Source organism: Ruegeria sp. AI2 (genome assembly GCF_056541275.1).
On record NZ_JBQFYB010000001.1, the window covers coordinates 786,420 to 810,113 of the forward strand.

The 23,694-nt window shown below is 56.7% G+C and carries 27 protein-coding genes and 1 other RNA gene; 19 read left to right on the plus strand and 9 right to left on the minus strand.

Features of this window, described 5'->3' with window-relative positions:
* The first annotated feature begins 39 nt into the window (after positions 1–39).
* Entirely contained in the window at positions 40–603 is a 564-nt protein-coding gene (locus ACR0LL_RS03870; protein ID WP_480481056.1) for a hypothetical protein, read from the plus strand.
* Positions 604–630: 27 nt separating this feature from the next.
* Here ACR0LL_RS03870 and ACR0LL_RS03875 read toward each other — a convergent pair whose 3' ends face one another.
* From ACR0LL_RS03875 to ACR0LL_RS03915, 9 genes are all read right to left on the minus strand, one after another.
* A complete protein-coding gene (locus ACR0LL_RS03875; protein WP_480584148.1) occupies positions 631–1,092 on the minus strand; it encodes an SspB family protein in 462 nt (153 codons plus the stop codon).
* Between the two features lie 76 nt (positions 1,093–1,168).
* The gene (chrA, locus tag ACR0LL_RS03880; protein WP_480584151.1) at positions 1,169–2,422 is read right to left on the minus strand and encodes a chromate efflux transporter; all 1,254 of its coding nucleotides are present in this window, start codon (positions 2,420–2,422) and stop codon (positions 1,169–1,171) included.
* Positions 2,419–3,234, minus strand: coding sequence for a chromate resistance protein ChrB domain-containing protein (locus ACR0LL_RS03885; protein ID WP_480584154.1), 816 nt, complete (start codon positions 3,232–3,234; stop codon positions 2,419–2,421). Before ACR0LL_RS03885 ends, chrA begins: the two co-directional genes overlap by 4 nt.
* 131 nt (positions 3,235–3,365) lie before the next feature.
* On the minus strand, positions 3,366–3,797 hold the full coding sequence (locus ACR0LL_RS03890) for an ester cyclase (protein WP_267364373.1): 432 nt from the start codon (positions 3,795–3,797) through the stop codon (positions 3,366–3,368).
* A 99-nt stretch (positions 3,798–3,896) separates the two neighbouring features.
* Positions 3,897–4,243: a transfer-messenger RNA gene (gene ssrA, locus ACR0LL_RS03895) on the minus strand.
* Positions 4,244–4,279: 36 nt separating this feature from the next.
* Positions 4,280–4,642, minus strand: a complete 363-nt coding sequence (locus tag ACR0LL_RS03900) for a DUF4345 family protein (protein WP_480537818.1) — start codon at positions 4,640–4,642, stop codon at positions 4,280–4,282.
* Between the two features lie 65 nt (positions 4,643–4,707).
* A complete protein-coding gene (locus ACR0LL_RS03905) occupies positions 4,708–5,358 on the minus strand; it encodes a hypothetical protein (RefSeq protein ID WP_480584158.1) in 651 nt (216 codons plus the stop codon).
* 13 nt (positions 5,359–5,371) lie between these two features.
* The gene (locus tag ACR0LL_RS03910; RefSeq protein ID WP_480584160.1) at positions 5,372–6,772 is read right to left on the minus strand and encodes a selenium-binding protein SBP56-related protein; all 1,401 of its coding nucleotides are present in this window, start codon (positions 6,770–6,772) and stop codon (positions 5,372–5,374) included.
* 115 nt (positions 6,773–6,887) lie between these two features.
* Positions 6,888–7,619, minus strand: coding sequence for a FadR/GntR family transcriptional regulator (locus tag ACR0LL_RS03915; RefSeq protein WP_480584162.1), 732 nt, complete (start codon positions 7,617–7,619; stop codon positions 6,888–6,890).
* A 115-nt stretch (positions 7,620–7,734) separates the two neighbouring features.
* On the opposite strand from ACR0LL_RS03915, the gene ACR0LL_RS03920 reads away from it, so the two are divergent.
* From ACR0LL_RS03920 to ACR0LL_RS04005, 18 genes are all read left to right on the plus strand, one after another.
* Positions 7,735–8,499 (plus strand): DUF2182 domain-containing protein, encoded by a 765-nt coding sequence (locus ACR0LL_RS03920; protein ID WP_480585263.1) that lies wholly within the window; start codon positions 7,735–7,737, stop codon positions 8,497–8,499.
* A gap of 4 nt (positions 8,500–8,503) precedes the next feature.
* Positions 8,504–9,208, plus strand: coding sequence for a DUF1326 domain-containing protein (locus ACR0LL_RS03925; protein ID WP_480584164.1), 705 nt, complete (start codon positions 8,504–8,506; stop codon positions 9,206–9,208).
* A gap of 39 nt (positions 9,209–9,247) precedes the next feature.
* The gene (locus tag ACR0LL_RS03930; protein ID WP_480584166.1) at positions 9,248–9,475 is read left to right on the plus strand and encodes a hypothetical protein; all 228 of its coding nucleotides are present in this window, start codon (positions 9,248–9,250) and stop codon (positions 9,473–9,475) included.
* Positions 9,476–10,579 (plus strand): dimethylsulfoniopropionate demethylase, encoded by a 1,104-nt coding sequence (locus ACR0LL_RS03935; RefSeq protein ID WP_480584168.1) that lies wholly within the window; start codon positions 9,476–9,478, stop codon positions 10,577–10,579.
* 106 nt (positions 10,580–10,685) lie between these two features.
* The gene (gene acuI / locus ACR0LL_RS03940; RefSeq protein WP_480564854.1) at positions 10,686–11,681 is read left to right on the plus strand and encodes an acryloyl-CoA reductase; all 996 of its coding nucleotides are present in this window, start codon (positions 10,686–10,688) and stop codon (positions 11,679–11,681) included.
* A gap of 181 nt (positions 11,682–11,862) precedes the next feature.
* Entirely contained in the window at positions 11,863–12,426 is a 564-nt protein-coding gene (gene frr / locus ACR0LL_RS03945) for a ribosome recycling factor (protein ID WP_480481034.1), read from the plus strand.
* 9 nt (positions 12,427–12,435) lie between these two features.
* Positions 12,436–13,167 (plus strand): isoprenyl transferase, encoded by a 732-nt coding sequence (locus tag ACR0LL_RS03950; RefSeq protein ID WP_480564851.1) that lies wholly within the window; start codon positions 12,436–12,438, stop codon positions 13,165–13,167.
* Positions 13,164–13,946 carry a phosphatidate cytidylyltransferase gene (locus ACR0LL_RS03955; protein WP_480584171.1) on the plus strand — a complete coding sequence of 261 codons (783 nt, stop codon included), beginning with the start codon at positions 13,164–13,166 and terminating at the stop codon, positions 13,944–13,946. The genes ACR0LL_RS03950 and ACR0LL_RS03955 overlap by 4 nt, the downstream gene beginning before the upstream one ends.
* The gene (dxr, locus tag ACR0LL_RS03960) at positions 13,946–15,118 is read left to right on the plus strand and encodes a 1-deoxy-D-xylulose-5-phosphate reductoisomerase (protein WP_480584173.1); all 1,173 of its coding nucleotides are present in this window, start codon (positions 13,946–13,948) and stop codon (positions 15,116–15,118) included. Before ACR0LL_RS03955 ends, dxr begins: the two co-directional genes overlap by 1 nt.
* Before the next feature lie 4 nt (positions 15,119–15,122).
* Positions 15,123–16,475, plus strand: a complete 1,353-nt coding sequence (gene rseP / locus ACR0LL_RS03965; RefSeq protein WP_480584175.1) for an RIP metalloprotease RseP — start codon at positions 15,123–15,125, stop codon at positions 16,473–16,475.
* Between the two features lie 79 nt (positions 16,476–16,554).
* Positions 16,555–16,683, plus strand: a complete 129-nt coding sequence (locus ACR0LL_RS03970; RefSeq protein WP_267364732.1) for a hypothetical protein — start codon at positions 16,555–16,557, stop codon at positions 16,681–16,683.
* A 128-nt stretch (positions 16,684–16,811) separates the two neighbouring features.
* Positions 16,812–19,172 (plus strand): outer membrane protein assembly factor BamA, encoded by a 2,361-nt coding sequence (gene bamA, locus ACR0LL_RS03975; protein WP_480584177.1) that lies wholly within the window; start codon positions 16,812–16,814, stop codon positions 19,170–19,172.
* A gap of 6 nt (positions 19,173–19,178) precedes the next feature.
* Positions 19,179–19,757, plus strand: coding sequence for an OmpH/Skp family outer membrane protein (locus ACR0LL_RS03980; RefSeq protein ID WP_480584178.1), 579 nt, complete (start codon positions 19,179–19,181; stop codon positions 19,755–19,757).
* 73 nt (positions 19,758–19,830) lie between these two features.
* Positions 19,831–20,304 (plus strand): 3-hydroxyacyl-ACP dehydratase FabZ, encoded by a 474-nt coding sequence (gene fabZ / locus ACR0LL_RS03985; RefSeq protein WP_480584180.1) that lies wholly within the window; start codon positions 19,831–19,833, stop codon positions 20,302–20,304.
* Positions 20,301–21,086 carry an acyl-ACP--UDP-N-acetylglucosamine O-acyltransferase gene (gene lpxA, locus ACR0LL_RS03990; protein ID WP_480584182.1) on the plus strand — a complete coding sequence of 262 codons (786 nt, stop codon included), beginning with the start codon at positions 20,301–20,303 and terminating at the stop codon, positions 21,084–21,086. Before fabZ ends, lpxA begins: the two co-directional genes overlap by 4 nt.
* A gap of 4 nt (positions 21,087–21,090) precedes the next feature.
* Entirely contained in the window at positions 21,091–21,885 is a 795-nt protein-coding gene (locus tag ACR0LL_RS03995) for an LpxI family protein (protein ID WP_480584184.1), read from the plus strand.
* Positions 21,885–23,051, plus strand: coding sequence for a lipid-A-disaccharide synthase (gene lpxB, locus ACR0LL_RS04000; protein WP_480584186.1), 1,167 nt, complete (start codon positions 21,885–21,887; stop codon positions 23,049–23,051). The genes ACR0LL_RS03995 and lpxB overlap by 1 nt, the downstream gene beginning before the upstream one ends.
* A complete protein-coding gene (locus ACR0LL_RS04005) occupies positions 23,044–23,619 on the plus strand; it encodes a hypothetical protein (RefSeq protein ID WP_480584188.1) in 576 nt (191 codons plus the stop codon). Before lpxB ends, ACR0LL_RS04005 begins: the two co-directional genes overlap by 8 nt.
* The last annotated feature ends 75 nt before the right edge of the window (positions 23,620–23,694 follow it).

Below are 23,694 nucleotides of genomic sequence, written 5' to 3' on the forward strand. Positions count from 1 at the left end.
CTCAGCTACAATGGGTTCGTAGCCGCCTTGGAGGACAAGATGTCAAATTTCCATCGCATTACGCTTGAAAAAGCGATCGTGTTATTTGCTGTCTGTGCTTTGTGGCTGTCTGTTCTGGGCGCATCTGCGCGCGCCGCGGACATTACCCCGTTCCTGGGGGATTATGTGGGCTCGGCAAATGTCGTGGATGCGGACGGAACCTCAACCCCGCGGGATATGAGCGTTTCTATTTTCGAGACCAAAAACGGGTTCAACGTCAGCTGGCAGACCACGACCTACAAGCTGGACGGGCGGGTAAAAGAACAGCAGTTTTCCATCGACTTCGTGCCCTCGGACCGCCCGGATGTATTTTCGGCCGCAATGAAACGCAACGTGTTCGGTCATGAGGTTCCGCTGGATCCGATGAAAGGTGAACCCTTCGTCTGGGGGCGTATCGAAGGCGAAACGCTGACGGTGTTTTCATTGTTCATTGACGTGGACGGCGGATATGAATTGCAGCAGTTCGACCGAACCCTGGCCGAAGACGGGCTGAACCTGTCATTCTCGCGCTTCATAGACGGTCAGAAATCCCGATCTGTCGAAACATTTCTGATGAAACGCTGAACCCCGCGCAGGGCAGGGCTCAAAAGCTTATTTGCGGAAGCTGTCCAGTGACACGACATCGGCGTCGTGATGCGCCTGTTCTTCCTCTTCGACTTCGATCAAGTCCTCTGCAACATAATCGTCATCATCTTCGTCGTCCGGGCTTTCGAACCGCAGTCCAAATTCCACCGATGGATCGACAAAGGTTTTGATCGCGCCATAGGGGATGTAAAGCGGCTCCGGCGCGTCCCCGAAATTAAGGGTAATGGCGAATCCGTTCTCTCCGACCTCGAGGTTTTCAAACCAGTGCTGCATGACGATTGTCATTTCTTCCGGATACCGGTCGCGCAGCCAATCGGCGATATCCACGCCATCTTCGCGTGTGTCGAAGGTAATGAAAAAGTGATGCGCTCCGGGCAGACCGGATTTCGAAACATCCGTCAGCACAGTCTTGATAAGCCCGCGCATGGCGGTGTGCATCAGGTTGCCATAGTCGATGCCTTGCGACATGTGTCATCCTCAAAAGTGGTTAAGCTCAGCATAGGGGTTTTGTTCGGAAACGAAAGGGCAGGTATGATCGGATTGATCAGATATTATGCGCAACCAGCCCTGCCAGTGACATCAGAACCAACACTGTTCCGATCCCCAATTTTAGTCGAAATATCAATATTCCAGCAATAAAGGTTAATGCAAGAGCCGGAATGTTCAGCGAAGACACTTGGGGCACGGGTATTGCCGCCGGACCCAAATTCATGTCTGGCACCGATTCGAAAAGAACATTCAGGGCAAACCACACGGAAAGGTTGAGAATCACTCCGACAACGGCGGCGGTGATACCGTGAAGGGCGGCAGACAGGCGGGGACGTGTGGCCAGACGGTCAAGGTAAGGGGCCGTCAGGAAAATCCACAAAAAGCAGGGCACAAACGTTGCCCACAACGCAACAGCGCCCGCAGCAAGCGCCAGTGAGAAACCACCGTTGATCTGTCCCGCCAGCATGGCGACAAACTGTGTAACCAGTATCAATGGCCCGGGGGTGGTTTCTGCGAGCCCCAATCCGTCAATCATCTGGTCTGCACTGATCCAGTGATACTGATCCACAACGGTTTGCGACATATAGGCGAGAACGGCATAGGCGCCGCCAAAGGTCACAACAGCCAGACGGGCAAAGAACCACCCCAGATCGCTGAGCAATTGATGGCCGCTGAGTGTTAAAACAACAAGCGGCCCCAGCCAAAGCGGCAACCAGACCGCTATCGTCCGGGCCGAACGAGCAAAGTTCGGCGTGTCCTGAACAGCGGTTGCCCAAATGGATCCATTATAACGCAAATACCCCCACAGGGCCGCGATCAGAATGATCAGCGGGAAGGGCAGGTTGAACAGAAAGATTGACAGAAACGACAGGCCTGCGATGACACGATGTTCCGTATCCGTCAGCGCCTTACCTGACAGCTTGCGCAGGGCTTGCAGGACGATCACGATGACGGTCGCCTTGATGCCAGTAAATGCGGATTGCACCAGTGGAATGTCGCCAAATGCTGAATAAAGCGCGACCAGAACAGTAATGACAAACGCCCCTGGCAAAACGAACAGGCTGCCCGCAATCAGCCCGCCCGCGACACCGCGCAAGCGCCAGCCAGCGTAAGTAGCCAATTGCATTGCCTCGGGACCGGGCAGCAACATGCACAAGGAAAGCGCGCGCAGATAGGTCTGTTCATCCAGCCAGGGCCGGCGCTCGACCAGTTCCTGATGCATCAGCGAGATCTGGGCGGCGGGCCCCCCAAATGACAACAGGCCGATCCGTCCGAATACCTTGAAAAGGTCCAGTGCCGTAGGTCTCATGCGCCATGACCCGATGGCCAGTCATGCTTTTCATCAAACCCGTCGCGCGCCCAGCGGAACAGGGCATCATAAAGGTGCAACCCGGCTTCAAGCTGAGCATGATCATCGCGATACTGGCGGGACAAACCGACCGAGAACGCCAGCAACCCAGCGGCTTCCGGGGCCAGATCATTCTGGTCGGTATCCGCAGCGCGTATGATCCGGGCCATACGCTCAAGTGCCTCGGTTCGCAGGTCAAATGCCCGGATCATCGTGTCAAATGTGCAGCCGCTGTCCTGATGCGTCCAAAATGTATTCGGAACGTCAAAGGGGGTGGCACCAAAGTGATCAACGACTCCCTGAACTTCTTCCGACGCGACGAAAAGGAACCGTGCATTGCGATCGACAAACCGGCGGATCAGCCAGGGGCAGGCGATACGGTCAATTTTGGGCCTTTGGCGCGTAACCCACAATGTGCTGCCATTAATGGGCGCCGGCAGAATCGACTGTGGGACCAACGGCGCCTCGCGCTGTTCGTGCCACCCTTCAAACCCGCCTTCCAGATGTTCGGCGTTTTTGCCCTTCCCGCGCAGCCAGGACGCCACCCCCTGACTCAGCTTTTTGCCTTTGTGGCAGATAATTACACAAGGGTCGTTGCCAATCAGACGACTCATCGCGTCGATTTCCGTGTGCGGGCAGCGAATTGACCCCGGAATCAGCCGCGGATCGTCGCTGAAATCCGCATCGGTGCGTATATCGATCAGAACCGGCGCCCGAGGCGTTCCGATTAACCGGCTCAATTGGGTCGGTGTGATGGCGTTAAGAGCAGCCATAGCATGTCTCCTTTAGTCGTTCGGATCCATGCGAAGCTTGGGCTGACGCCTCACGGGGTGTTCGCAAGTTGACCCCCTGCGCCAGTGCTACCGCGCAAGAACATAGGGGGTCAAGTTTGCGGTTTGTACCGTCAGGCCCAGTCGAGCCGCTGACCGGTCATACACACGGGAAGGGTGTCGGCGGGAAACTGGCCCATCTCCTCAAAGAACGAGATGAAATCGAAATGATTATACGCTTCGACCATCTTATTGTCTTTAAACCGGGCCATGACCTGACCGGTCACCTCCAAAGGGGCACCGTTATCGGCCCGGCACGTCTGCACATGCAGGATTGCGGATACCCAATCGCCATTCTCGATGATCTTGGGCAAATCCACCTTGATATCCCCCAAGACATGACGAAATGCCGTTACGAGGTCCCGAAAATCGTCTGCACCCACCTGCATTTCGGGGATCAGTCCCTCGGCCATGGTTTCGGGCGCAAAGAACTGATCGATTGCCTCGGTGTTTCCGTTTTCCCAAACCTCAGAATACCAGGATCTGAGTATCTCCGAATTTGTCATCCCAACGCTCCTGTCCAACTGCGAACACGATGGCAAAAAGGAATGAACAAACTCTGAATCTGCGCAAAGGCGGCATAAATATCAGACATATTGGGGGGAAGTGCAGGTTTCTGTTGCCAGGTACCTGCGAACCCCGCCTTACGCGGCTAGGCGCAAGGACTTAAGTTTCGGTCTTGTTACTGCTTACGCAGCAACTGCAACCGGAGCACGATTGTCGTTTGCAATTGTACTGTTTTCGCCGGTAACGGTGGCAGACAGCCGAGACAAAGCTTACCCCTTTAGACGTTCGTCGATCCTGTTTCGGCCCCCTGATCCTCAAACGAAGGATTTTGGTGGAGCCGCCGGGTACCGCCCCCGGGTCCGATCCGCTTATTACGAGCGCGTTTATGTCCATAGTCCCGAAGGACACCTCATATATAGGTGAGGTCAGCGGCGGATGCAAACCCGGATTGCACATCTTTGTTAGCTTTAATTACAGTGTGTTACGCGGCCCGATTGAAGTTTGCGGCGATCAACCATATCGCCAGCACCAGTTCGATTCCACCAAAGGTTGCTGCCTTCACAAAAGGCGGGTTATCCAGCGCCAGTGACAGGAAGCGGCCCAATGCGGCACCCGCATAGACTATGCCCAGCATCGTGTAGGCCATCGGAGCATTCAGCCAGATGACAGCAATGCCCGAGACCACAAACAGCCCTCCGACCGAAGCGCGCAACTCGCTCAGACCCATGGTGCTGTTGGTAGGTGCAAGATCCAGCGCGTTGGCGGTATGAACTGGCGCCAGAAAGCCGAACAGGCCAAAACCGATTGTCAGCAACGCGGCAATGACATTCAGGGTAGTGATCATCCGGGCCTCATTGAATTGTAATACTAGCACCTAAGGATAGTGTGTTGCGGCCCAAAGGAAAGCGATTAAACCGCCGACCACAGCCCCAAAAGACCAACTAAAACAAGGCTGAGCGCCCAGATGAGTTCCAAGTTGAACCAGCTGCGGGACAGGAAACGCAGCCCCAGCCAACGATAAACAGCGAAGGCCAGAAACCCTCCGCCCAGAACCATGGCGGCGGTGTGCAAGGCCGCAACTCCCAGAACCAGCAGACCGTTTGTTGTCATGATTTTGGAGATCGCCTGATGACCGGCATCCAGTTCGTCCAACTGGCACAGACCAAGATAGATCGGAACCAGCATAAGGGCGGCCCCGTGGGCAAGCGCCACCAGAAACGACCACAGCGCCAGTTTGCTGGGCGGTATGCGCGACAGAAAACGGGGATGACGGCGGGTGATCGCAATGTATAGCCCCATCGCGATGACAATCAACGCAGCCCCGATGCGGATTTCCCGTTGATAATCGACCAGAACGGCCATCAGGGCAAAGGGCAGAAGGACACCCAGCATGGCAACAAAATGCCCGCTGGCCAAAGCCGCCAGCGCGCGCCAGAGGGCGGATTGGCGCTGCTCCATCAGGGCCGAGGAAACCGCCAGCGGCCAGCCCATCCCGGGGTTCAGCCCGTGATACGCGCCGCTCAGAACAACGGCCAGCCAAAGGCCAGCCGTTGATGTCATCAGAATCTCCAATTCAGACCGAGGGGTAGCAGAAACTGTCGGTTGAGCAATCTCCGCCCTCCAGCCGGATTTGGTGGCTGCGATATCCTTTGGGGAAATCAACCCAGAATTTCGGGTCCAAAATCAGCCCGCCATTCTCACCGACATCCGCCTTGACCATGGCCGCGCCGCCTTCTTCGGGATAGAACTGATCGTCCCACGTGGAATAAAGTGAATTGGTCCAATAAACGCGTTTACCATCGCGGCTGATCTCGACCATTTGTGGCCCATAGCCAAAGGTCTGACCGTTCGGATGTTTGGTCTTTTTGACAATCCCTCCGATTTCGACCTTCCCGGCAAGGGTCGGGTTCATCGGATCGGATACATCATATTGATGCATCTCGCCGGTGCCCCAGCAAGCGACATAAAGGTATTTGTCATCCAGGCTCAGGTCGATATCGGTGACCAGTGGTGGTACGGCGGCAAACCCCTTGAGAAGATCAGGAAGATCATCAGGATCAGCGGGTTGCGGGTCGATGGTGATCGTTTTCTTGGCTTCGAACGTGCCATCTTCATTGCGCCACCACGTAAAGATTGCGCCTTGCAGGTTGGTGGTGTCGACGACAACACCACAGAACCCGTATTGTTTGACTGGGTCATGCGCGGGCCGGATTTCCAGCGCCATCTGGTGGTTTTCGCCCAGATCGATGGTTTGGATATTGGTCCGGTTGCGCAGGTTCCAGAAATGGATGCGGTGACCGTATTTGTTCGAAAGCAGATCCTCGGCCACCAGCCCGTTTTCAAATTGCGGGGGAAGGCCCCATTCGGAACTTACCATGTAATCGCGCGGCAGATTCCACCAGAAATCATAGTGCTTGTCCTGCACGCCGCGCTCGATCTCATAGCGCCCGATGATCTCGAAGGTTTCACAATCCATGATGAAAATACCCGGAGGGCCATCCGTGCCGTCCTCACCGCCACCGCCCAGCGTGCTCACATAGATGCCTTCCGGCCCGCAATGGATCGTGTGTGGTCGTGAATACCCTGTTTTGTCAAAGACTTCCTCGGGTTCGATGATCTTGTGAATCTTCGCCTCAAGCGGGTTCTTTACATCGATGATGTATATCCGGCTGGAACGGATACCGGGGATAATCAGATAGCGACGTTCCAGAAACGCGTGACCGCTGAGCGGTGACAGTGACGACGAACAGGCATTCCAACCAAAATGGTGAAACTCGTCGCCTTTTTCGGGCATGATCACCTGATGCACGATCTTCCCGAAATCGGCCGAGGTTGGATCGACATTCACTACTGCCAGCCCGTCGGGTTGCGAAAAATCGGGGCTGAGCATCAGCGTGAAAGCAAGCGTTTCTGCGGGGCCTTCCATCGCCAGCTTGGCCGAAGGATAAAAGGTTGGGTCCGGTCTTTTGTTCATAACGTCCTCCCGTAAATCATTGTCATTCAATTCTTATTGAGAGTTCCGATCTTGATGCCGGATGACATTCTGCCTGCTCGACCTCTGCCTTTAAAGTATGTTTCCGTTTAAGCCTTCAGGCCGGTTTACGTTTGCGTTCGGCCACATCGTGGGCCAGTTGCTGTGTGTAATGCTCCAGATCGACCAGCGCGGCGTCGACGGTATCTGCGTCTTTGGCCTCAAGCGCGTCTGCAATTCTGGTGTGCAATGCGATGATTTCTTCACGCGAACGTGCCGTGAAGGTAATCATGTTCATCAAAGGCTGCATCGCCTCGACCGCGCCAGCCAGTTGATAGGACAGGACCGGGTTGTCGGCCCCGTCCACCAGGGCCCTGTGGAAGGTGACGTCTGATGCACAAAACGCCTCATCCGTCAGACCGGGCTGGGACTGGCGAAAGATTTCCGCCCGCATCGTGGCAAGCTGATCCGCTGTTCGTCTCTGGGCAGACAGGGGGGCGCAGGCCCGCTCCAGCGCATAGCGGGCCTCGCAGGCCGTATCAAAGCTGACAGCGTTCATCGACAGCAGCAGGGTCGAGGTCGTGATCTGCTGAGAATAGGCATCTTCGAAACTCAGACGGTTTACGAACGCACCTCCGGTTGCGCCACGCTGTGTGCGGATCAGGGATTGCGCCGCCAGTCGTTTCAAAGCCTCACGCACCGTTGGGCGCGAGACCTGAAATTGCTCGGAAAGTTCCGCTTCCGAGGGCAGGCGCGCATCCACAATCAACTCGCCCGAAACAATCGCATCCCGGATGGCTTGTGCAATCTGGGCAGACAGGTCGGCGGTTTTCCGAGGTGCGATTTTCATATTCAGAAGACCCTGAGTAAATTTTTATTTGTCTGACATTTAAAAGTCTGACATTTGAAAAGCAAGAGAGTTGAGTCGGGAGGCCGAAGTGAGTCGTACTTGGCTGCGCAGCGGAATGTGGCTGGGCTTTTATGTCCTGATCCTGTGGGCATGGTGGGTCATGTTCGCGATGGGCCGCGACATGGACTTGGACCTGATCGGTCGTCCGGGGCCTATGGGGCAGGCGATGGCTGCGATGGACCCGCGCATGGACATGTACATGCCCATGGCCGAGTTTGGCACGCTGTTCTGGATGTGGGCGATCATGATGGCCGCCATGATGCTGCCGACGCTTGTGCCAACCCTGCGCAGTTATGACGACCTGATCCGCAGCGCCAATGGCACCCGTGCCGGGTGGCTGGGTGTGCTTGCAGGGTATTCCTTGGTTTGGGTCGGGTTTGCGGCTGTGATCGCGGGAACGCAACAGGCTTTGCTGTTTGGTGGCGTGATCGACATGCTGGGCATTGCCAGATCCGGCTGGGTTGCGGGCGGGTTGATGATAGCGGTTGGCGCGTTTCAGTTCTCGCGCGTCAAAGAGGTCTGCCATGGCGTGTGCCACGCCCCGATGACCTATTTCCTGGGCCATTGGAGAACCGGATTTGCGGGCGGCGTTCGCATGGGACTGGGCCTTGGTGCCTTCTGCGTCGGATGCTGCTGGGGTTTCATGGCGCTGGGTTTTGTAGGCGGCGTCATGAGCCTGTTGTGGATGGGTCTTGCGACCCTGTTCATGGTTTTGGAAAAACTTCCCCAGATCGGGCATGCTGTAACCCGACCGGTGGGAGTTGCATTGATTGCGGGCGGTCTTTTCCTGCTCGTCTACCCTATTAGCTACGGAGGATAAGCCAATGGCTAAGAACAGAAAACCAGATGCCGATCGGTTGCCCGTCAGCCAGCGTATCGACAGCCGGATGCCCAATCCCAAGCGGCGCGAGATGAGCCCGACGGACTGGGCCATCAAGGGGGAGTTGATCCTGAACTGCTCGTGCGATGTGTTCTGTCCCTGCGTCGTTTCACTGGGCGCGCACCCTCCGACCGAAGGGCATTGTCATGCCTGGATGGGTATTATCGTTGATGAGGGCCATTACGAGGGCGAGGACCTGTCGGGTCTGAATGTCGGCCTGCTGGTCGATATTCCCGGCCGGATGGGCGAAGGCCAGTGGAAAGTGGCGGCTTACGTAGATGAACGCGCCAGCGGCAAAGCCTATAACGGGCTGCTGCAAATCTTCAGCGGGCAGGCGGGCGGCACCACCGGTCTGTTCACCATGCTCGTCAGTGATATCATCGGGGCCGAACGGGCGCCGGTTCAGATCGAGCGTGACGGCACCAAACGCCGCATCATGATAGGTCGCAAGATTCAGGGTGAGATCGAGATGCTGGCAGGCAAAGACCCCGAGCATCCCGTGATGGTTTCAAACTCAAAATACTGGATGGGTCCTGACATCATCGTGGCGCGTGGCACCAAGTCGAAAGTGCGCGACTACGGGCGCGTTTGGGATTTTGGCGGCAAGTCGGCTGAAATCTGTCCGATTGATTGGCACGGGCCCAAGTGATGATCACCGGCGCTTATGCGCAAGAGATGGCACGCTTTAATGGCTGGCAAGGCGAGCAGTGTCACATCTGGATCTGACCCGATCCCGAGGACACCCATCTGGCGCTTCGCCGCAAAAGAGGTCGATGTCACAATGCCTTACGAAAACTATGTGATCCATTTCTTCAACCATCAGACCCACCATGGGGGTCCATTGCTCAAAGTGCTGACCGAAGTTCGGTCGCAAGCGCCCGTTAGCGACATCGTCTTTATGTCCGAGGAGGTTTGAATGCCGCAGATTTCCGCTTCGCGCCGCTTACGGCGCACACCGTTTTCAGACGGGGTCGAAGCCGCAGGGGTCAAGGGGTACACGGTTTATAATCGTATGCTGTTGCCCACGGTCTTCGAAAGCGTCGAAGCCGATTACCGGCATCTGAAATCCCATGTGCAGGTCTGGGATGTCGCGTGCGAGCGGCAGATCGAGCTGCGCGGACCGGACGCCGCGCGCCTGATGCAGATGCTGACCCCGCGCGATTTGCGGGGGATGCTGCCGGGGCAATGTTTCTATGTCCCCATCGTGGATGAAACCGGAGGCATGCTGAATGACCCGGTTGCGGTAAAACTGTCCGAAGACCGCTGGTGGATTTCTATCGCTGACAGCGATCTGTTGTTGTGGGTCAAGGGAATCGCCGTTGGATATCGTCTGGATGTGCTGGTGGACGAACCGGATGTGTCACCTCTTGCTGTTCAGGGTCCCAAAGCTGACGATCTGATGGCGCGTGTCTTTGGCGACCGGGTGCGCGACATCCGGTTCTTCAAATTCGATATGTTCCAGTTTGAAGGTCGCGATCTGGCTGTGGCGCGATCCGGTTATTCCAAACAGGGCGGGTTCGAGATTTATGTGGAAGGCAGCGATATCGGCATGCCCCTGTGGAACGCTCTGTTTGCGGCAGGGGAAGATTTGCAGGTGCGCGCCGGATGCCCGAACCTGATCGAACGGATTGAAGGCGGTCTGCTGTCCTATGGCAATGACATGACCGACGACAACACCCCGCATGAGTGCGGTCTGGGCAAGTTCTGCAACACACATACCGCGATTGGCTGTATCGGCAGGGACGCGTTGCTGCGTGTGGCCAAGGAGGGGCCCGTTCAGCAAATCCGCCCCATCGCCATTACGGGCGATCCGGTGCCTGGCTGCGACCGCCCATGGGGCCTTTACGCCGACGGCAAGCGTGTGGGGCAGGTGACCTCGGCCGCGTGGTCACCCGATTTCAACACCAACGTAGCCATTGGCATGGTACGCCTGAGCCATTGGGATGCGGGAACGGAGCTGGACGTGGAAACGCCAGATGGGATGCGCCGCGCGACCGTGCAGTCGCATTTCTGGATTTAAAGGGGGGGGATGGGGGCGCTGCCCCCGTCGCTGCGCGACTCCCCCGGGATATTTAGGGCCAGGTGAAGCAGCGGGCCGGTTACAGAAACACGAAAGGAATTGAGAGATGTTCAATGCACTTGTGATGGACAAGGACGAAGAAAGCGGTTTGGCGAGCGCGTCGGTCAGGCAGCTTACGCTGGATGATCTGCCGCATGGCGACGTCACGGTCGCGGTTGAATATTCCACAGTGAACTACAAGGATGGTTTGTGCCTGTCACCGAAGGGGGGCGGTTTGGTGCGGGCGTATCCGCATGTTCCCGGAATTGATTACGCCGGTACCGTCGAGGCATCGACCGATGCGCGTTACAAGCCGGGTGACAAGGTTGTTCTGACCGGGTGGCGGGTAGGCGAGGCGCATTGGGGTGGATATTCGCAGAAAGCCAGTGCCAAGGCGGACTGGCTTGTGCCTCTGCCGGATGGGCTTGATGCCCGGCAGGCGATGGCCGTAGGCACCGCCGGGTTTACCGCAATGCTGGCCGTGATGGCGCTGGAGGATCATGGGTTGACCCCCGATCGCGGCCCGGTTCTGGTAACCGGGGCGGCCGGTGGTGTTGGGTCGGTGGCCACTGCCATTCTGGGCCATCTCGGGTATGAGGTGGCCGCCGTGACCGGGCGACCTGAAACCGGCGATTATCTGAAATCGCTGGGCGCAACGACAATAGTGCCCCGCGATGAGCTGAATGAGACAACCAAGCGCCCGCTGGAAAGTGAAACCTGGGCGGGCTGCGTGGATGCCGTGGGCGGTGCGATGCTGGCGCGTGTGCTTGGGCAAATGAAATACGGCTGTTCGGTTGCGGCCGTGGGTCTGGCAGGCGGCGCGGCGCTTCCTGCAACGGTGATTCCCTTCCTGCTGCGCGGCGTGAACCTTCTTGGCATCGACAGTGTTATGCAGCCCTATGAAAACCGGGTTCGTGCCTGGAAAAGGATTGCAACCGACCTGCCGATGGACAAGCTTGAGTCGATGGTACAACCAGCGGCCTTGTCCGACCTTCCGCAACTGGGTGCCGATATCCTGAAAGGGCAGGTCAAAGGGCGCGTTGTTGTCGATGTGAATGCCTGAGTGCAGTTGACAGCCTAAACCCGATACGACGCCGTGTCGGGTTTTGCGGAGGCGCGTTTGGTACAAAATGATCGCAACACCTCTGGCCATTGGTACAAAACCGCCTCATGATTGCTATACATCCCAAATGTGATGGCGTAAGACCCATCCAAAGAGTACCTGAATACGGGGAGTGAGCAGCATGTCTGACGACTTCGAACTGGACACCGATGACCTGAAACGCCGTATGGATGGCGCAATGGCCAATCTGAGAACCGAATTTGCCTCGCTGAGAACCGGGCGCGCCTCGGCCTCGATGCTGGAACCTGTCATGGTCGACGCGTATGGCTCGATGACACCGATCAACCAGGTGGGCACCGTCAACGTGCCTGAGCCCCGCATGGTCACTATAAATGTGTGGGATAAGTCATTGGTCGGGAAGGTTGAAAAAGCCATTCGCGAAAGCGGCCTGGGCATCAACCCGCAGCTGAACGGCACCATCATCATGCTTCCGATTCCTGAGTTGAACGAAGAGCGTCGCCGTGAACTGGGCAAGGTCGCTGGCCAATATGCGGAAAGCGCCCGGATCGCGATCCGCAATGTGCGCCGGGATGGCATGGATCAGATCAAGAAGGCAAAAGCGGACGGTATGTCTGAAGACGACCAGAAGCTTTGGGAAAGCGAAGTGCAGGATCTCACGGATGCGATGATCAAGGCGGTCGATGCGGCGCTTGAAACCAAGCAAACTGAAATCATGCAGGTCTGATCTGGTCTGATGCCAAAAGATCCCCAAACCGATCCGGTCTGCGGCCCGCGCCATGTCGCTATCATCATGGATGGCAATGGCCGTTGGGCGCAGGCGCGCGGTCGCCCCAGGTTGTTTGGGCACCATGCCGGTGCGCGGCGTGTTCGGGAGGTTGTCGAGGCCTGCCCGCATCTGGGGATCAAGTACCTGACTGTATTTGCATTCTCGACCGAGAACTGGAAGCGAACGCAGGTTGAGGTGGCCGGGTTGATGAGCCTGTTTCGGCGCTACATCATCAAGGAGACACGGACCCTGGCGGACAATGGCATCCGGGTTCGGTTCATTGGCGATCGGGTAAGGTTGGATTCGAAACTGACCGAATTGATGGATTCACTTGAAGAGGAAACCAAGGACAACGACCTTGTTCATCTGACGGTCGCCCTGAACTATGGCGGTCGGGACGAGGTGGCGCGCGCCACCAAACGTCTCGCGCGGGATGTGGCCGACGGGCGGCTTAGACCCGAGGATGTGGATGAAGAAACGTTACCTAAGTATCTGGATACACGCGTCCTTCCGGATCCTGACCTTGTCATTCGCACCAGTGGCGAAGCACGGATTTCGAACTTTCTGCTGTGGCAGTCCGCCTATTCCGAGTACGAATTCATAGATACCTTGTGGCCGGATTTCACCGCCGCAGAACTCGAACGGCTTTGTCGCAACTATGGGGCCAGAGAGCGTCGGTACGGGGCGGTTCTGGCATGAGTGATGGCCGGTGGTCTGATCTGACGAGCCGGGTCCTTTCTGCCGCCGTTCTGGTTGCAATAGGGGCCATCGAAGTCTGGCTTGGCGGTTTCTGGTTCGAGGTCTTCATTGCGGCTGCTTGTGGCCTGATGACCTGGGAACTGGTTCGGATGATTGACCCTGAAAGCCAGGGTGTGGCCGTCCAGTTGGGCGTTCTGACTGCGTTTGCGGTTATCCTCAGCTACCACCTGCCGGCGCTATACACGCTTCCAGTCGTGCTTGCGCCAGCTTTGGTGGGCATGGGACAGATCAGCCGTTCGAAACCCTTGTACGGAATGTTCGCGGTCTGGATTGTTGCGGCTGGTCTGGGTTTCATTTCCATTCGCGAAAACTCGGGTTTTGGCTGGATGGTCTGGCTGATCGCGGTGGTGGTTGCCACCGATGTGGCGGGCTATTTTGTGGGTAAAATGGTCGGTGGACCCAAGTTCTGGCCAAAGGTCAGCCCCAAGAAAACATGGTCGGGAACGGCAGGCGGATGGGCTGCCGCGGCCTGTGTCGGTATCGCCTTCGCAACCCACGCGGGTTTTGGATTTGCCTTTGTTGTTGTGTCCGTTCTCGCTTCAATGGCCAGTCAAGCGGGTGACATAATCGAAAGCGCGATCAAACGTAAATTCGGGGTCAAGGACAGTTCAAATCTGATCCCCGGCCATGGCGGATTTCTGGATCGGTTCGACGGCATGATGGGGGCTGCGGTGTTTGTTCTGATCGCAGGGCTTCTGTACACGCCGGGTGAGATGTAATGCGACGGATTTCCGTTCTTGGGGCCACGGGTTCGATCGGGCAAAACACGCTTGATCTGATTTCGCGTAAACCCGAAGACTATGATGTGGTGGCCCTTACAGGCGGCGCAAATATTCGACAACTTGCCGATGACGCACGTCGGTTGCGTGCCGATCTAGCTGTCACGGCACACGAAGACAGGTTGGAGGATTTGCGTGCCGCACTGGCCGGAAGTGGGGTCGAAGTGGCGGCCGGGCCGCGTGCGATCGCCGAGGCCGCAGCGCGCCCGGCAGATTGGGTCATGTCAGCCATCGTCGGAGCAGCAGGCCTTGCGCCTGGGATCGAAACCCTGAAACAAGGGACAACACTGGCCTTGGCCAACAAGGAAACATTGGTCTGCGCAGGATCATTGGTTCTGGACACTGCAAAAAACCATGGCGCGCGTTTGCTTCCGGTCGACAGTGAGCATTCTGCCGTGTTTCAAGCGCTGGTTGGCGAAGATATCAACACGGTCGAACGCGTGATTATCACGGCAAGTGGCGGAGCGTTCCGCGATTGGCCGCTGAAAGATCTGGCAAACGCCACCGTCGAACAAGCGTCCAGCCACCCGAATTGGAATATGGGACAGAGGATCACGATCGACAGTGCCTCGATGTTCAACAAGGCGTTGGAAGTCATAGAAACAAAAGAATATTTCGGAGTTTCTCCGGATCAGATCGAAGTTTTGGTTCATCCCGAATCCATTGTCCATGCAATGGTCGGGTTTCGGGATGGCGCGATGATGGCGCATATGGGGGCCCCCGATATGCGCCACGCCATTGGGTATGCGTTGCACTGGCCGGATAGGCAGGAGTTGCCGGTTCAAAGGCTGGACCTGGCAAAGCTGGGACAGCTGCGCTTTAACGAACCGGATCTGACACGCTATCCAGCTCTGAAACTCGCCTGGGACGTGATGCAACGTGGTGGGCTGGCTGGCGCAGTATTCAATGCCGCCAAGGAACGCGCGCTGGATCACTTCATTGCGGGCCGGATCGGCTTTCTTGATATGGCGGATACCGTTTCTGCCGTTTTGGACAGGTTTGACGCAACGGGTGGCCTTATTGATGCCCCGATGACACTTGATAACGTGCAGCAAACCGACCATCTGGCACGTCAGTGGGTCGACAACACTGTGATGGAACGAGCAGGATAGAAATTTGGACGTACTTTCGCTGATCCCGCAATTCGGCAATCTGCTGTGGACGATTGTTGCCTTTGTTATTGCGCTGTCGGTCATTGTGGCCGTGCATGAATATGGCCATTACATTGTGGGCCGGTGGTCTGGTATCCATGCCGAAGTCTTTTCGCTCGGGTTTGGACCGGTGCTCTGGAGCCGCAAGGATAAACGCGGAACCAAGTGGCAGATCGCAGCGTTGCCTTTTGGTGGATACGTGAAATTTCTGGGCGACGCCAATGCGGCCTCGGGCAAGGATGAAGAGGCGATGGAAGACATCGCGACCCAAAATCCTGAGGAGTTGCGCCGCACCATGCACGGCGCCCCGCTATGGGCGCGGGCAGCAACTGTCGCGGCTGGCCCGGTCTTTAATTTCGCCATGTCCATTCTGGTTTTTGGCCTGATCTTCTGGTCACAGGGCGTTTCGCGTGAACCCCTGACCGTTGGCGCGTTGCAGCCTTTGCCAGGCACCGTGCAGGAATTGCGCGAGGGAGATGTGATCACGGCTATCGCCGGTCGTCCGACACCGGACTATGACGAAGAAGTCGCATGGAAGGAATTCATCGACCAGCTGCCTGTTCAACCGGTTCTGGATTATTCCGTGATCCGCGATGGCCAACCCCTTGAGGTTCAGGCCCCCTGGATGCTTCCGCCGCTGATCCGTCAGGTTGCTCCCCGTAGCGCGGCTATGGATATCCAACTGAAGCAAGGGGATGTCATCACCTCGGTCAATGGTGAACCGATCTTTGCCTTCGAACAGCTAAAGGATCATGTCGAAGGATCGGACGGCCGCGTCTTGCTGCTTGAAGTCTGGCGGGATGGTTCCGAGTTGGAGTTTGCCCTGGCACCCCGGCGCACAGATGAACCGCAGCCTGATGGTGGTTTTGTCACCCATTGGCGCATCGGAATCGTCGGCGGCATGATGCTTGAGCCTGCAACCGTACCGGCTGGTCTTTTCGATTCCCTAAAGGGCGGTGTCATCCAGACTGGACGCATCATCGAAGGGTCCTTATCCGGCATGTGGCACATGGTGACGGGTGCAATCAGCACCTGCAACATCTCGGGGCCAATCGGAATTGCCGAAACCTCGGGGGCGATGGCCAGCCAGGGGGCGCAGAATTTTATCTTCTTCATTGCTGTCCTGTCGACGGCGGTCGGGTTGTTGAACCTGTTTCCCATTCCGGCGCTGGATGGCGGACATCTCGTCTTCTACGCCTACGAGGCCATTGCCGGGAAACCGCCCAGCGACCGGGCGTTGCGCATACTCATGGGCATTGGAATTTCGATCATTCTGACCCTGATGCTGTTTTCGGTCAGCAACGACCTGTTCTGCTGAATGTGGCGGCTGGAGCAGATTCCAGCCGCATTGCCGCCATATTTCAGCGCTACAACATTCCCGTCTAAAGGGAACAGTCATGTCCAAAACGCTGAAAAAATCTTATCAAAGCTTTAGCTTCCTGTTCATGTTGAATTGGGACGTTATGCTGAGTTTTGCCGTTACAGCGTTGGCGATGGCTGGAGCCGCCTATCTGGCGGGAATGTGATTCTCGGGAAAATCGTAGGTCTGTTGTCGCGTGGTCGTCTGCCTGACTGCTTCGATATCGCCTTTTGACAAGCTCATTCAATCCCGTTACTCAGCATTAAAGTCTCAAAATTCTGGGTAGAGCATAAAATGACTGACAGGCGAGACGCAGGCACATCCTGCGGGGGGCATATGCCGACAAACAATATTTTGTGGCAGGCGCTAACGGTTTTTTTCCTTTTTGTTGCGGTAAGTTTACTGGCGTTTCCGCATGCGGCATCGGCGCAAAACTACACAATCAACTCGTTTGATGTTGAGGGGAACCGCCGGATCGAAACCGGAACAATTATCGCTCGGACCGGAATCGAACCGGGCCAGACTGTAACGGCCGGGCAGCTTAACGATGCCTATCAGCGTTTGCTTGACAGTGGTGTATTTGAGACAGTTGAATTGACGCCGCGCGGCACGACTCTGGTCATTCAGGTCCAGGAATATCCAACGATCAACCAGATCAGCATCGAAGGGAATGCTCGCGTCAAAGACGACGTTCTTCTGGACGTGATCTCGTCGCAACCCCGCCGGGTCTTTACGCCACAGGCGGCCGAAGCAGACGCCGACACCATTGCCGAAGTGTATTCCGCCCAGGGTCGCGTCGCGGCAACCGTTATTCCTCGCATTATCCGTCGCAGCGACAACCGGGTTGATCTGGTCTTTGAAGTGGCAGAAGGCACGACCATTGAGGTCGAGCGCGTCAGCTTTGTCGGCAACCGCGCCTATTCGGACCGGAGGCTGCGCCGGGTTCTGGAAACCAAGCAGGCAACCTTCCTGCGGACATTCTTCCGCAACGACACGTTTATTGGCGACCGCATCGAATTCGACAAACAGGTCATTCGCGATTTCTACCTGTCGCGGGGCTATATCGATTTCCGTGTGAACAGCGCCAACGTCGAATTCACCCGCGAACGGGATGCGTTCTTTCTTGTGATGAACGTCACCGAAGGCCAAAAGTTCTCGTTTGGAAAGATCACGACGGTTAGTGAAATCGCCGGCGTTGATGCAGCGCCTTATCAGGATGTGCTGAAAATCAAACCGGGCGTGACGTATACGCCGACACTGGTGGAAAACTCGATCGCGCGGCAAGAACGCCTTGGGGTGAAACAGGGTGTTGATTTCCTGCGGGTTGAACCGCGTGTGACGCGCAATGACCGTGATCTTACCCTGGATATTGAATTTGTTCTGACGAAAGGTCCGCGGATTTTTGTTGAACGGATCGATATCGAAGGCAACACCACCACGCTGGACCGTGTAATCCGTCGTCAGTTCGACACCGTCGAAGGTGACCCGTTCAACCCACGTGAAATCCGTCAGGCCGCGGAACGCATCAATGCGCTTGGTTTCTTTGCAGTTGCGGAGGTCGAGCCTCGGGAGGGGTCATCACCCAGCCAGGTCATTCTGGATGTGGATGTCGAGGAACAGCCTACAGGTTCGCTGAGCCTTGGCGGCAGCTACTCGGTCACAGACGGCTTCGGGATTGCAATCGGCCTGAACGAGGCAAACTTCCTGGGACGCGGTCAGAATCTTGGTGTGTCGATCTCGACAGCACAGGATTCAGAACAGTACACGATTAACTTTACCGAACCCTATTTGCTTGGTCGCAAGCTGCGTTTCGACCTTGGTCTGGGGCTGTCGGCAACCAATTCCGGCTTTGCCAGCTACGACACGAGCTCGTTGTTCTTCACACCTCAGCTGACCTATGCAATCGGTGAACTGTCTGCTCTTCGCCTGCGCTATGGCTGGGACCGCAGCGAGATGACGCAACAAAGCAATCAGACCAATGGCGCAGTGATCGCGTCCGAGATCGCGCAAGGCAAACGGACGTCCAGTTCACTGGGACTGTCCTACATTTATGACAGCCGGATTGGTGGTCTGGACCCGAATTCTGGTGTTCTGTTCGAGGTGGGCGTCGACGCGGCAGGCCTTGGCGGTGATAACAAGTATTTCAAAACCACTGCGCGCGGCATCGCTCAAACGCGGGTCTGGAATGAAGAAGTGGTACTACGTGCCACATTGGAGTTGGGTGCGTTGAATTGGAGCGGAAATGACTTCAGCCGCACTGTCGACCGTTTTGTTTTGGGGCCTCGCACTTTCCGCGGCTTTGAACCTGCAGGTCTTGGCCCGCGTGATTTGTCCAATGGCCAGGATGATGCCATCGGCGGCAACTATTACTGGGTCGCGCGTTTTGAAACCGATTTCCCCTTGGGTCTGCCCGAGGAGCTGGGCCTGCGGGGCGGTCTGTTCTATGACGTTGGAAACCTTTACAACATCAACGATGTAAATACTGCAGGGGCAAATATCGTTGGTGCAGACGGGTCCATTCGTCACGTAATCGGCATCTCGGTCTTGTGGGAAACGCCGTTTGGACCTTTGCAGTTCAACTTCTCGAAGGCTCTGAAAAAGGAAACGTTCGACAAGGAACAGAACTTTGACCTGACCATTCAGGCCCGGTTCTGATCTGCGATGACGAACAGGTTCTTTACCTCGATACAGGGCCCGCTTTGGGCCCTGTGTGCATTTATGATGCTGTTTCAGGCCCCTTCGGCTGATGCGCAGCAGCTGGGTGTTCCGCAAGCCAGTGTGGTTACTTTGTCCGGTGAGCAGCTGTTCAAGAATTCGGCATTCGGGCAACGTGTATTGCGCGAGATCGAAAAAGAAAGCGCAATGCTTGCGGAAGAAAATGAACGGATTGTCGCGGAACTCAGCCGAGAAGAAAAAGACCTGACCGAAAAGCGCACGACCATGCCAGCAGAGGAGTTTCGCCCGCTGGCCGAAGCGTTCGATGTCAAGGTTCAGTCCCATCGAGACGGACAAAGGGCAAAGCTGGACGCGCTGGCACGTCGCAGCGAGGAAGCGCAGCAAACGTTTTTTGAAATTGTTCGCCCGATCCTTGTTGATTTGCTACGCGAATTCGGGGCCAGCGTGATCATCGAACGCTCCAATGTCGTTGTAAGCACGTCAGATATCACCGAGGCCGCGATAATCCGTGTGAACACGGCAATTGGCGATGGCAGCGGGTTGCAAAAGGACACAAGCGAATAGGTTCGCTTGCCCTTGCGAGGCTGTATTGCTAACCACGCTGAAAAAGAAACATTCAGAACGGGATACCTGAATCATGACAACGGAACCCAAAAGCGCCGATATTCAGTTGATCCAAAGGATCCTGCCGCATCGTTATCCGTTTTTGCTGGTCGACAAGGTGGTGGACATCACTGGCTATCAATCAGCCCGAGGTATCAAGAACGTCACCATGAACGAGCCGCATTTCCAAGGGCATTTCCCGGGAACTCCGATCATGCCAGGTGTTACCATCGTTGAGGCGATGGCGCAGACAGCAGGCGTAATGCTGGGCGTGGGTATGGATGTCATCGACACCGAGTTGCTGATCTATTTCATGAGCATCGACAAATGCAAATTCCGCAGGAAAGTTGTTCCTGGCGACGTCCTGGAAATGCATGTCGAAACGGTTCGCGGCAAGAAAGGTGGCAAGCTTTTCAAATTCAACGGCCGCGCAACTGTTGATGGTGAAGTGGCCGCCGAGGCAGAATTCTCGGCCTATGTCGATTGGGATATGGAAAAAACAACATGAGCGGTATCCACCCCAGCGCGATTATCGAAGACGGGGCGCAGATCGGGCAGGATTGCGTCATCGGTCCTTTCAGCTATGTGGGCGCCAATGTAAAACTGGCTGATCGGGTCGAACTGAAGTCTCATGTCGTTGTGACCGGTGACACATCGATTGGCGAAGACACCGTGATCTTTAATTTTTCGGTGATCGGTGAGATTCCGCAGGACCTGAAATTTGGCGGTGAAAACACGCGCCTTGAAATCGGTCAGCGCAACCGCATTCGCGAGCACGTGACGATCAATACCGGGACCGAAGGTGGCGGCGGTGTAACCCGGATCGGGGATGATTGCCTGCTAATGGCAGGTGTTCATGTGGCCCATGACGTGCAGATCGGCAACCGGGTTATCATGGTGAACCACGCAGGGGCAGCTGGTCACTGCATCGTCGAGGATGATGTGATCGTCGGTGGCATTTCGGGCCTGCACCAGTGGGTGCGTGTTGGTCGCGGGGCGATCATCGGTGCGCTCACCATGGTGCCAAAGGACGTCATTCCCTACGGTTTGGTACAAGCGTCCCGGGGTGAGCTTGAAGGTCTGAACCTCGTGGGCCTCAAGCGTAAAGGTGTTTCGCGCGAAGACATCTCGGCATTGCGTGCCGCGTTCAAGGAGCTGTCTGAGGGCGATGGAACGTTCATGGATCGCGCCAACCGTCTTGGTCAGGGTAACGAAAGCGACTATGTGCAGCGGATCGTTGATTTTGTCACCGGACACAGCGATCGGTCGTTCCTGACACCGAGGAAATAGGGACATGCTTGCGTTGATTGCGGGAACCGGGGCGCTGCCGACCGAATTGGTTGCCCAGCTGGCAGAACGTCCGCTGATCTGCGCGATGGAAGGGTTCCTGCCGGATGATCTGGTCGCAGATATCGTGTTTCCGCTTGAACAGCTTGGCAGTTTTATTGCCGGGCTTCAGGCGAAGGGCGTGACCGAGATTTGTATGGCCGGCGCAGTTCGGCGCCCGCAGGTTGATCCCAAACGTATTGACGCGGCAACGATGCCGTTGGTTCCGGTGATCCAGCAGGCCATGCTGTCGGGTGATGACGGAGCGTTGCGGGCTGTTATTGGCCTGCTGGAAGGCGCCGGTATGCGAGTCCGGGCAGCGCAGGAAATCGCCCCAAGCCTTTTACCGCCTTTGGGCTGTCTGACCGAAGTGCATCCATCCGAAAGTGACATGACAGATGCAGATCGTGCTGCCGGAATTCTGCGGGCCATGGGGGCTGCGGATATTGGTCAGGCCTGTGCCGTCTCAAAAGGGCAGGTTTTGGCAGTCGAGGGCATCTTTGGAACCGCCTGGATGCTTCAATCCCTGACGCAACGCCCGGACGCGGGGGGTGGCATACTATTCAAAGGCCCAAAGCCCGATCAAGATCGGCGTGCTGATCTGCCTGCCATCGGGCCCGACACCGTCACGGATGCGGTCGCGGCAGGCTTGTCTGGCATCGTTCTGGAAAAGGGCGGTGTGCTGGTTTTGGAAAAAGAACAGGTCATCGCCGAATGTAACCGTCTTGGGCTGTTCCTGTATATTCGCGAGCGGGCGGTCTGATGCGCGTCTTTCTGGTCGCCGGTGAACCTTCGGGCGACCGGCTGGGCGGCGCGTTGATGGAGGGGCTGAAATCCCTTATCCCCGATATTGAGTTCGACGGGGTGGGCGGACCTTTGATGGCTGCTCAGGGGCTGACCAGCCGGTTTCCGATGTCGGAACTTTCGGTGATGGGTTTGATCGAGGTTCTGCCGAAGTTTTTTCAACTCAAGCGTCGGATCTCGGAGACCGCGCACGCAGTGTTGGACACGCGGCCGGATGTTCTGATCACCATCGACAGCCCCGATTTCAGCCTGCGTGTCGCCAAACTCGTCAAGTGCGCCAGTGATATTCGCACCGTGCACTACGTTGCGCCCAGTGTCTGGGCCTGGCGTCCGGGACGGGCGGACAAAATGGCAAAGGTCATCGACCATGTGCTGGCACTGCTTCCGTTCGAGCCGCCATACATGGAGCGGGCAGGGATGGAGTGCGACTTTGTCGGCCACCCTGTTGCCAGCGAACCGACGGCAACACAGGCCGAGATTGCGGCCTTCCGGAGCAGGTACGACCTAGGGGATGAACCAGTCCTGCTGGCTCTGCCCGGATCGCGACGGGGTGAGATCGAACGTCTGGCAGACACGTTCGGTGAGGCATTGCGGCTGTTTTTGACGGACCATCCCAGTTATCGTGTCGTGGTTCCAACCGTGGGTGCGACAACTGACCTGGTCAACGCTCTGACGCAAAGCTGGCCGGGCGCACCAATAGTGCTCGACCCGCGACAAATGGGGGCCGGGCAAGCCACGGTCGAAAAACGCGCGGCTTTTGGCACGGCATGTATCGCGCTGGCCGCTTCGGGTACGGTTTCTTTGGAACTGGCGGCGCAGAATACACCTATGGTGATCGCCTACAAACTCAATTGGCTGACCCAGAAAATGGCCGAACGCATGGTCAAGCTGGACACTGTTACATTGGTCAATCTGGTATCTGAAACACGCGCCGTGCCTGAATGCCTGCTGAACGATTGCCAGCCAGACAAGATCGCCAAAGCCCTGCATGACGTGACCAATGCCCCTGACACTCAGCAACTCGCGATGAACCTGACAATGGAACGGTTGGGGCGCGGAGGAGAAGCACCGGGGTTGCGGGCGGCACGAGCTGTGCTGGACAGAATGCAGATTAAGCATGCTTGATCACACGCTGTTCGCCGCTTCAGCCGCGGTTGCCATGATATCCACCAATCTGGACAATCTGGCCGTCCTACTGGGTTTGATAATGGTGATCGAGCAACGCCGCGCCATCATTGGCTTTGCCGTCGCGCAGACAATTGTTCTGACATTGGCCATGACCGTCGCATTGGGTGTTGACCAGAGCGGCGCACCGTTTTGGATCGGGTTTCTGGGTCTTGTACCACTGGCCTTTGGTTTGCGCGGAATCTGGCGGCAGTTTTTCGGGGCCAATTCTGAAGGAACCGAGTTAAAAGGGGCCGTAACATCGGTGGTTACCCTGTTCCTGAGCCTGTCGATTGACAGTTTCGCGGTCATGACACCGCTATTGGCGGAGTCTGCCCCTTCATACCGTGTTGCCGCCTTGATCGGCGCAGCACTGGCCGCTTCAGTTCTGGTCGTAGTTGCCGCCTGGGGCGCACCTCGGGCCAAAAGCCTTGGACCACGCGTCGCCCGTATGGATCGGATCGCCCCATATATCATGGTCTGCGTCGGGCTTTACATCCTCTTCAATTCGCCCACGGATGCCCTGTAACAGGCCTGTTTCGGCATTCCGTCTCGGGTTTGTTATCCGAGACCGTCTGTTGCAGCGGTGCGGACTTAAGATATC

Coding starts and splice junctions, on each gene's coding strand:
- acuI (WP_480564854.1), top strand. CDS start 10,686: ATGTTCAATGCACTTGTGATGGACAAGGACGAAGAAAGCGGTTTGGCG.
- lpxB (WP_480584186.1), top strand. CDS start 21,885: ATGCGCGTCTTTCTGGTCGCCGGTGAACCTTCGGGCGACCGGCTGGGC.
- ACR0LL_RS04005 (WP_480584188.1), top strand. CDS start 23,044: ATGCTTGATCACACGCTGTTCGCCGCTTCAGCCGCGGTTGCCATGATA.
- ACR0LL_RS03925 (WP_480584164.1), top strand. CDS start 8,504: ATGGCTAAGAACAGAAAACCAGATGCCGATCGGTTGCCCGTCAGCCAG.
- chrA (WP_480584151.1), bottom strand. CDS start 2,422: ATGAGACCTACGGCACTGGACCTTTTCAAGGTATTCGGACGGATCGGC.
- ACR0LL_RS03900 (WP_480537818.1), bottom strand. CDS start 4,642: ATGATCACTACCCTGAATGTCATTGCCGCGTTGCTGACAATCGGTTTT.
- ACR0LL_RS03950 (WP_480564851.1), top strand. CDS start 12,436: ATGCCAAAAGATCCCCAAACCGATCCGGTCTGCGGCCCGCGCCATGTC.
- dxr (WP_480584173.1), top strand. CDS start 13,946: ATGCGACGGATTTCCGTTCTTGGGGCCACGGGTTCGATCGGGCAAAAC.
- ACR0LL_RS03980 (WP_480584178.1), top strand. CDS start 19,179: ATGACGAACAGGTTCTTTACCTCGATACAGGGCCCGCTTTGGGCCCTG.
- frr (WP_480481034.1), top strand. CDS start 11,863: ATGTCTGACGACTTCGAACTGGACACCGATGACCTGAAACGCCGTATG.
- ACR0LL_RS03890 (WP_267364373.1), bottom strand. CDS start 3,797: ATGACAAATTCGGAGATACTCAGATCCTGGTATTCTGAGGTTTGGGAA.
- ACR0LL_RS03910 (WP_480584160.1), bottom strand. CDS start 6,772: ATGAACAAAAGACCGGACCCAACCTTTTATCCTTCGGCCAAGCTGGCG.
- ACR0LL_RS03995 (WP_480584184.1), top strand. CDS start 21,091: ATGCTTGCGTTGATTGCGGGAACCGGGGCGCTGCCGACCGAATTGGTT.
- ACR0LL_RS03970 (WP_267364732.1), top strand. CDS start 16,555: ATGTCCAAAACGCTGAAAAAATCTTATCAAAGCTTTAGCTTCCTGTTC.
- ACR0LL_RS03905 (WP_480584158.1), bottom strand. CDS start 5,358: ATGACATCAACGGCTGGCCTTTGGCTGGCCGTTGTTCTGAGCGGCGCG.
- ACR0LL_RS03915 (WP_480584162.1), bottom strand. CDS start 7,619: ATGAAAATCGCACCTCGGAAAACCGCCGACCTGTCTGCCCAGATTGCA.
- fabZ (WP_480584180.1), top strand. CDS start 19,831: ATGACAACGGAACCCAAAAGCGCCGATATTCAGTTGATCCAAAGGATC.
- ACR0LL_RS03920 (WP_480585263.1), top strand. CDS start 7,735: ATGTGGCTGGGCTTTTATGTCCTGATCCTGTGGGCATGGTGGGTCATG.
- ACR0LL_RS03930 (WP_480584166.1), top strand. CDS start 9,248: ATGGCTGGCAAGGCGAGCAGTGTCACATCTGGATCTGACCCGATCCCG.
- ACR0LL_RS03885 (WP_480584154.1), bottom strand. CDS start 3,234: ATGGCTGCTCTTAACGCCATCACACCGACCCAATTGAGCCGGTTAATC.
- ACR0LL_RS03870 (WP_480481056.1), top strand. CDS start 40: ATGTCAAATTTCCATCGCATTACGCTTGAAAAAGCGATCGTGTTATTT.
- ACR0LL_RS03875 (WP_480584148.1), bottom strand. CDS start 1,092: ATGTCGCAAGGCATCGACTATGGCAACCTGATGCACACCGCCATGCGC.
- lpxA (WP_480584182.1), top strand. CDS start 20,301: ATGAGCGGTATCCACCCCAGCGCGATTATCGAAGACGGGGCGCAGATC.
- bamA (WP_480584177.1), top strand. CDS start 16,812: ATGACTGACAGGCGAGACGCAGGCACATCCTGCGGGGGGCATATGCCG.
- ACR0LL_RS03935 (WP_480584168.1), top strand. CDS start 9,476: ATGCCGCAGATTTCCGCTTCGCGCCGCTTACGGCGCACACCGTTTTCA.
- ACR0LL_RS03955 (WP_480584171.1), top strand. CDS start 13,164: ATGAGTGATGGCCGGTGGTCTGATCTGACGAGCCGGGTCCTTTCTGCC.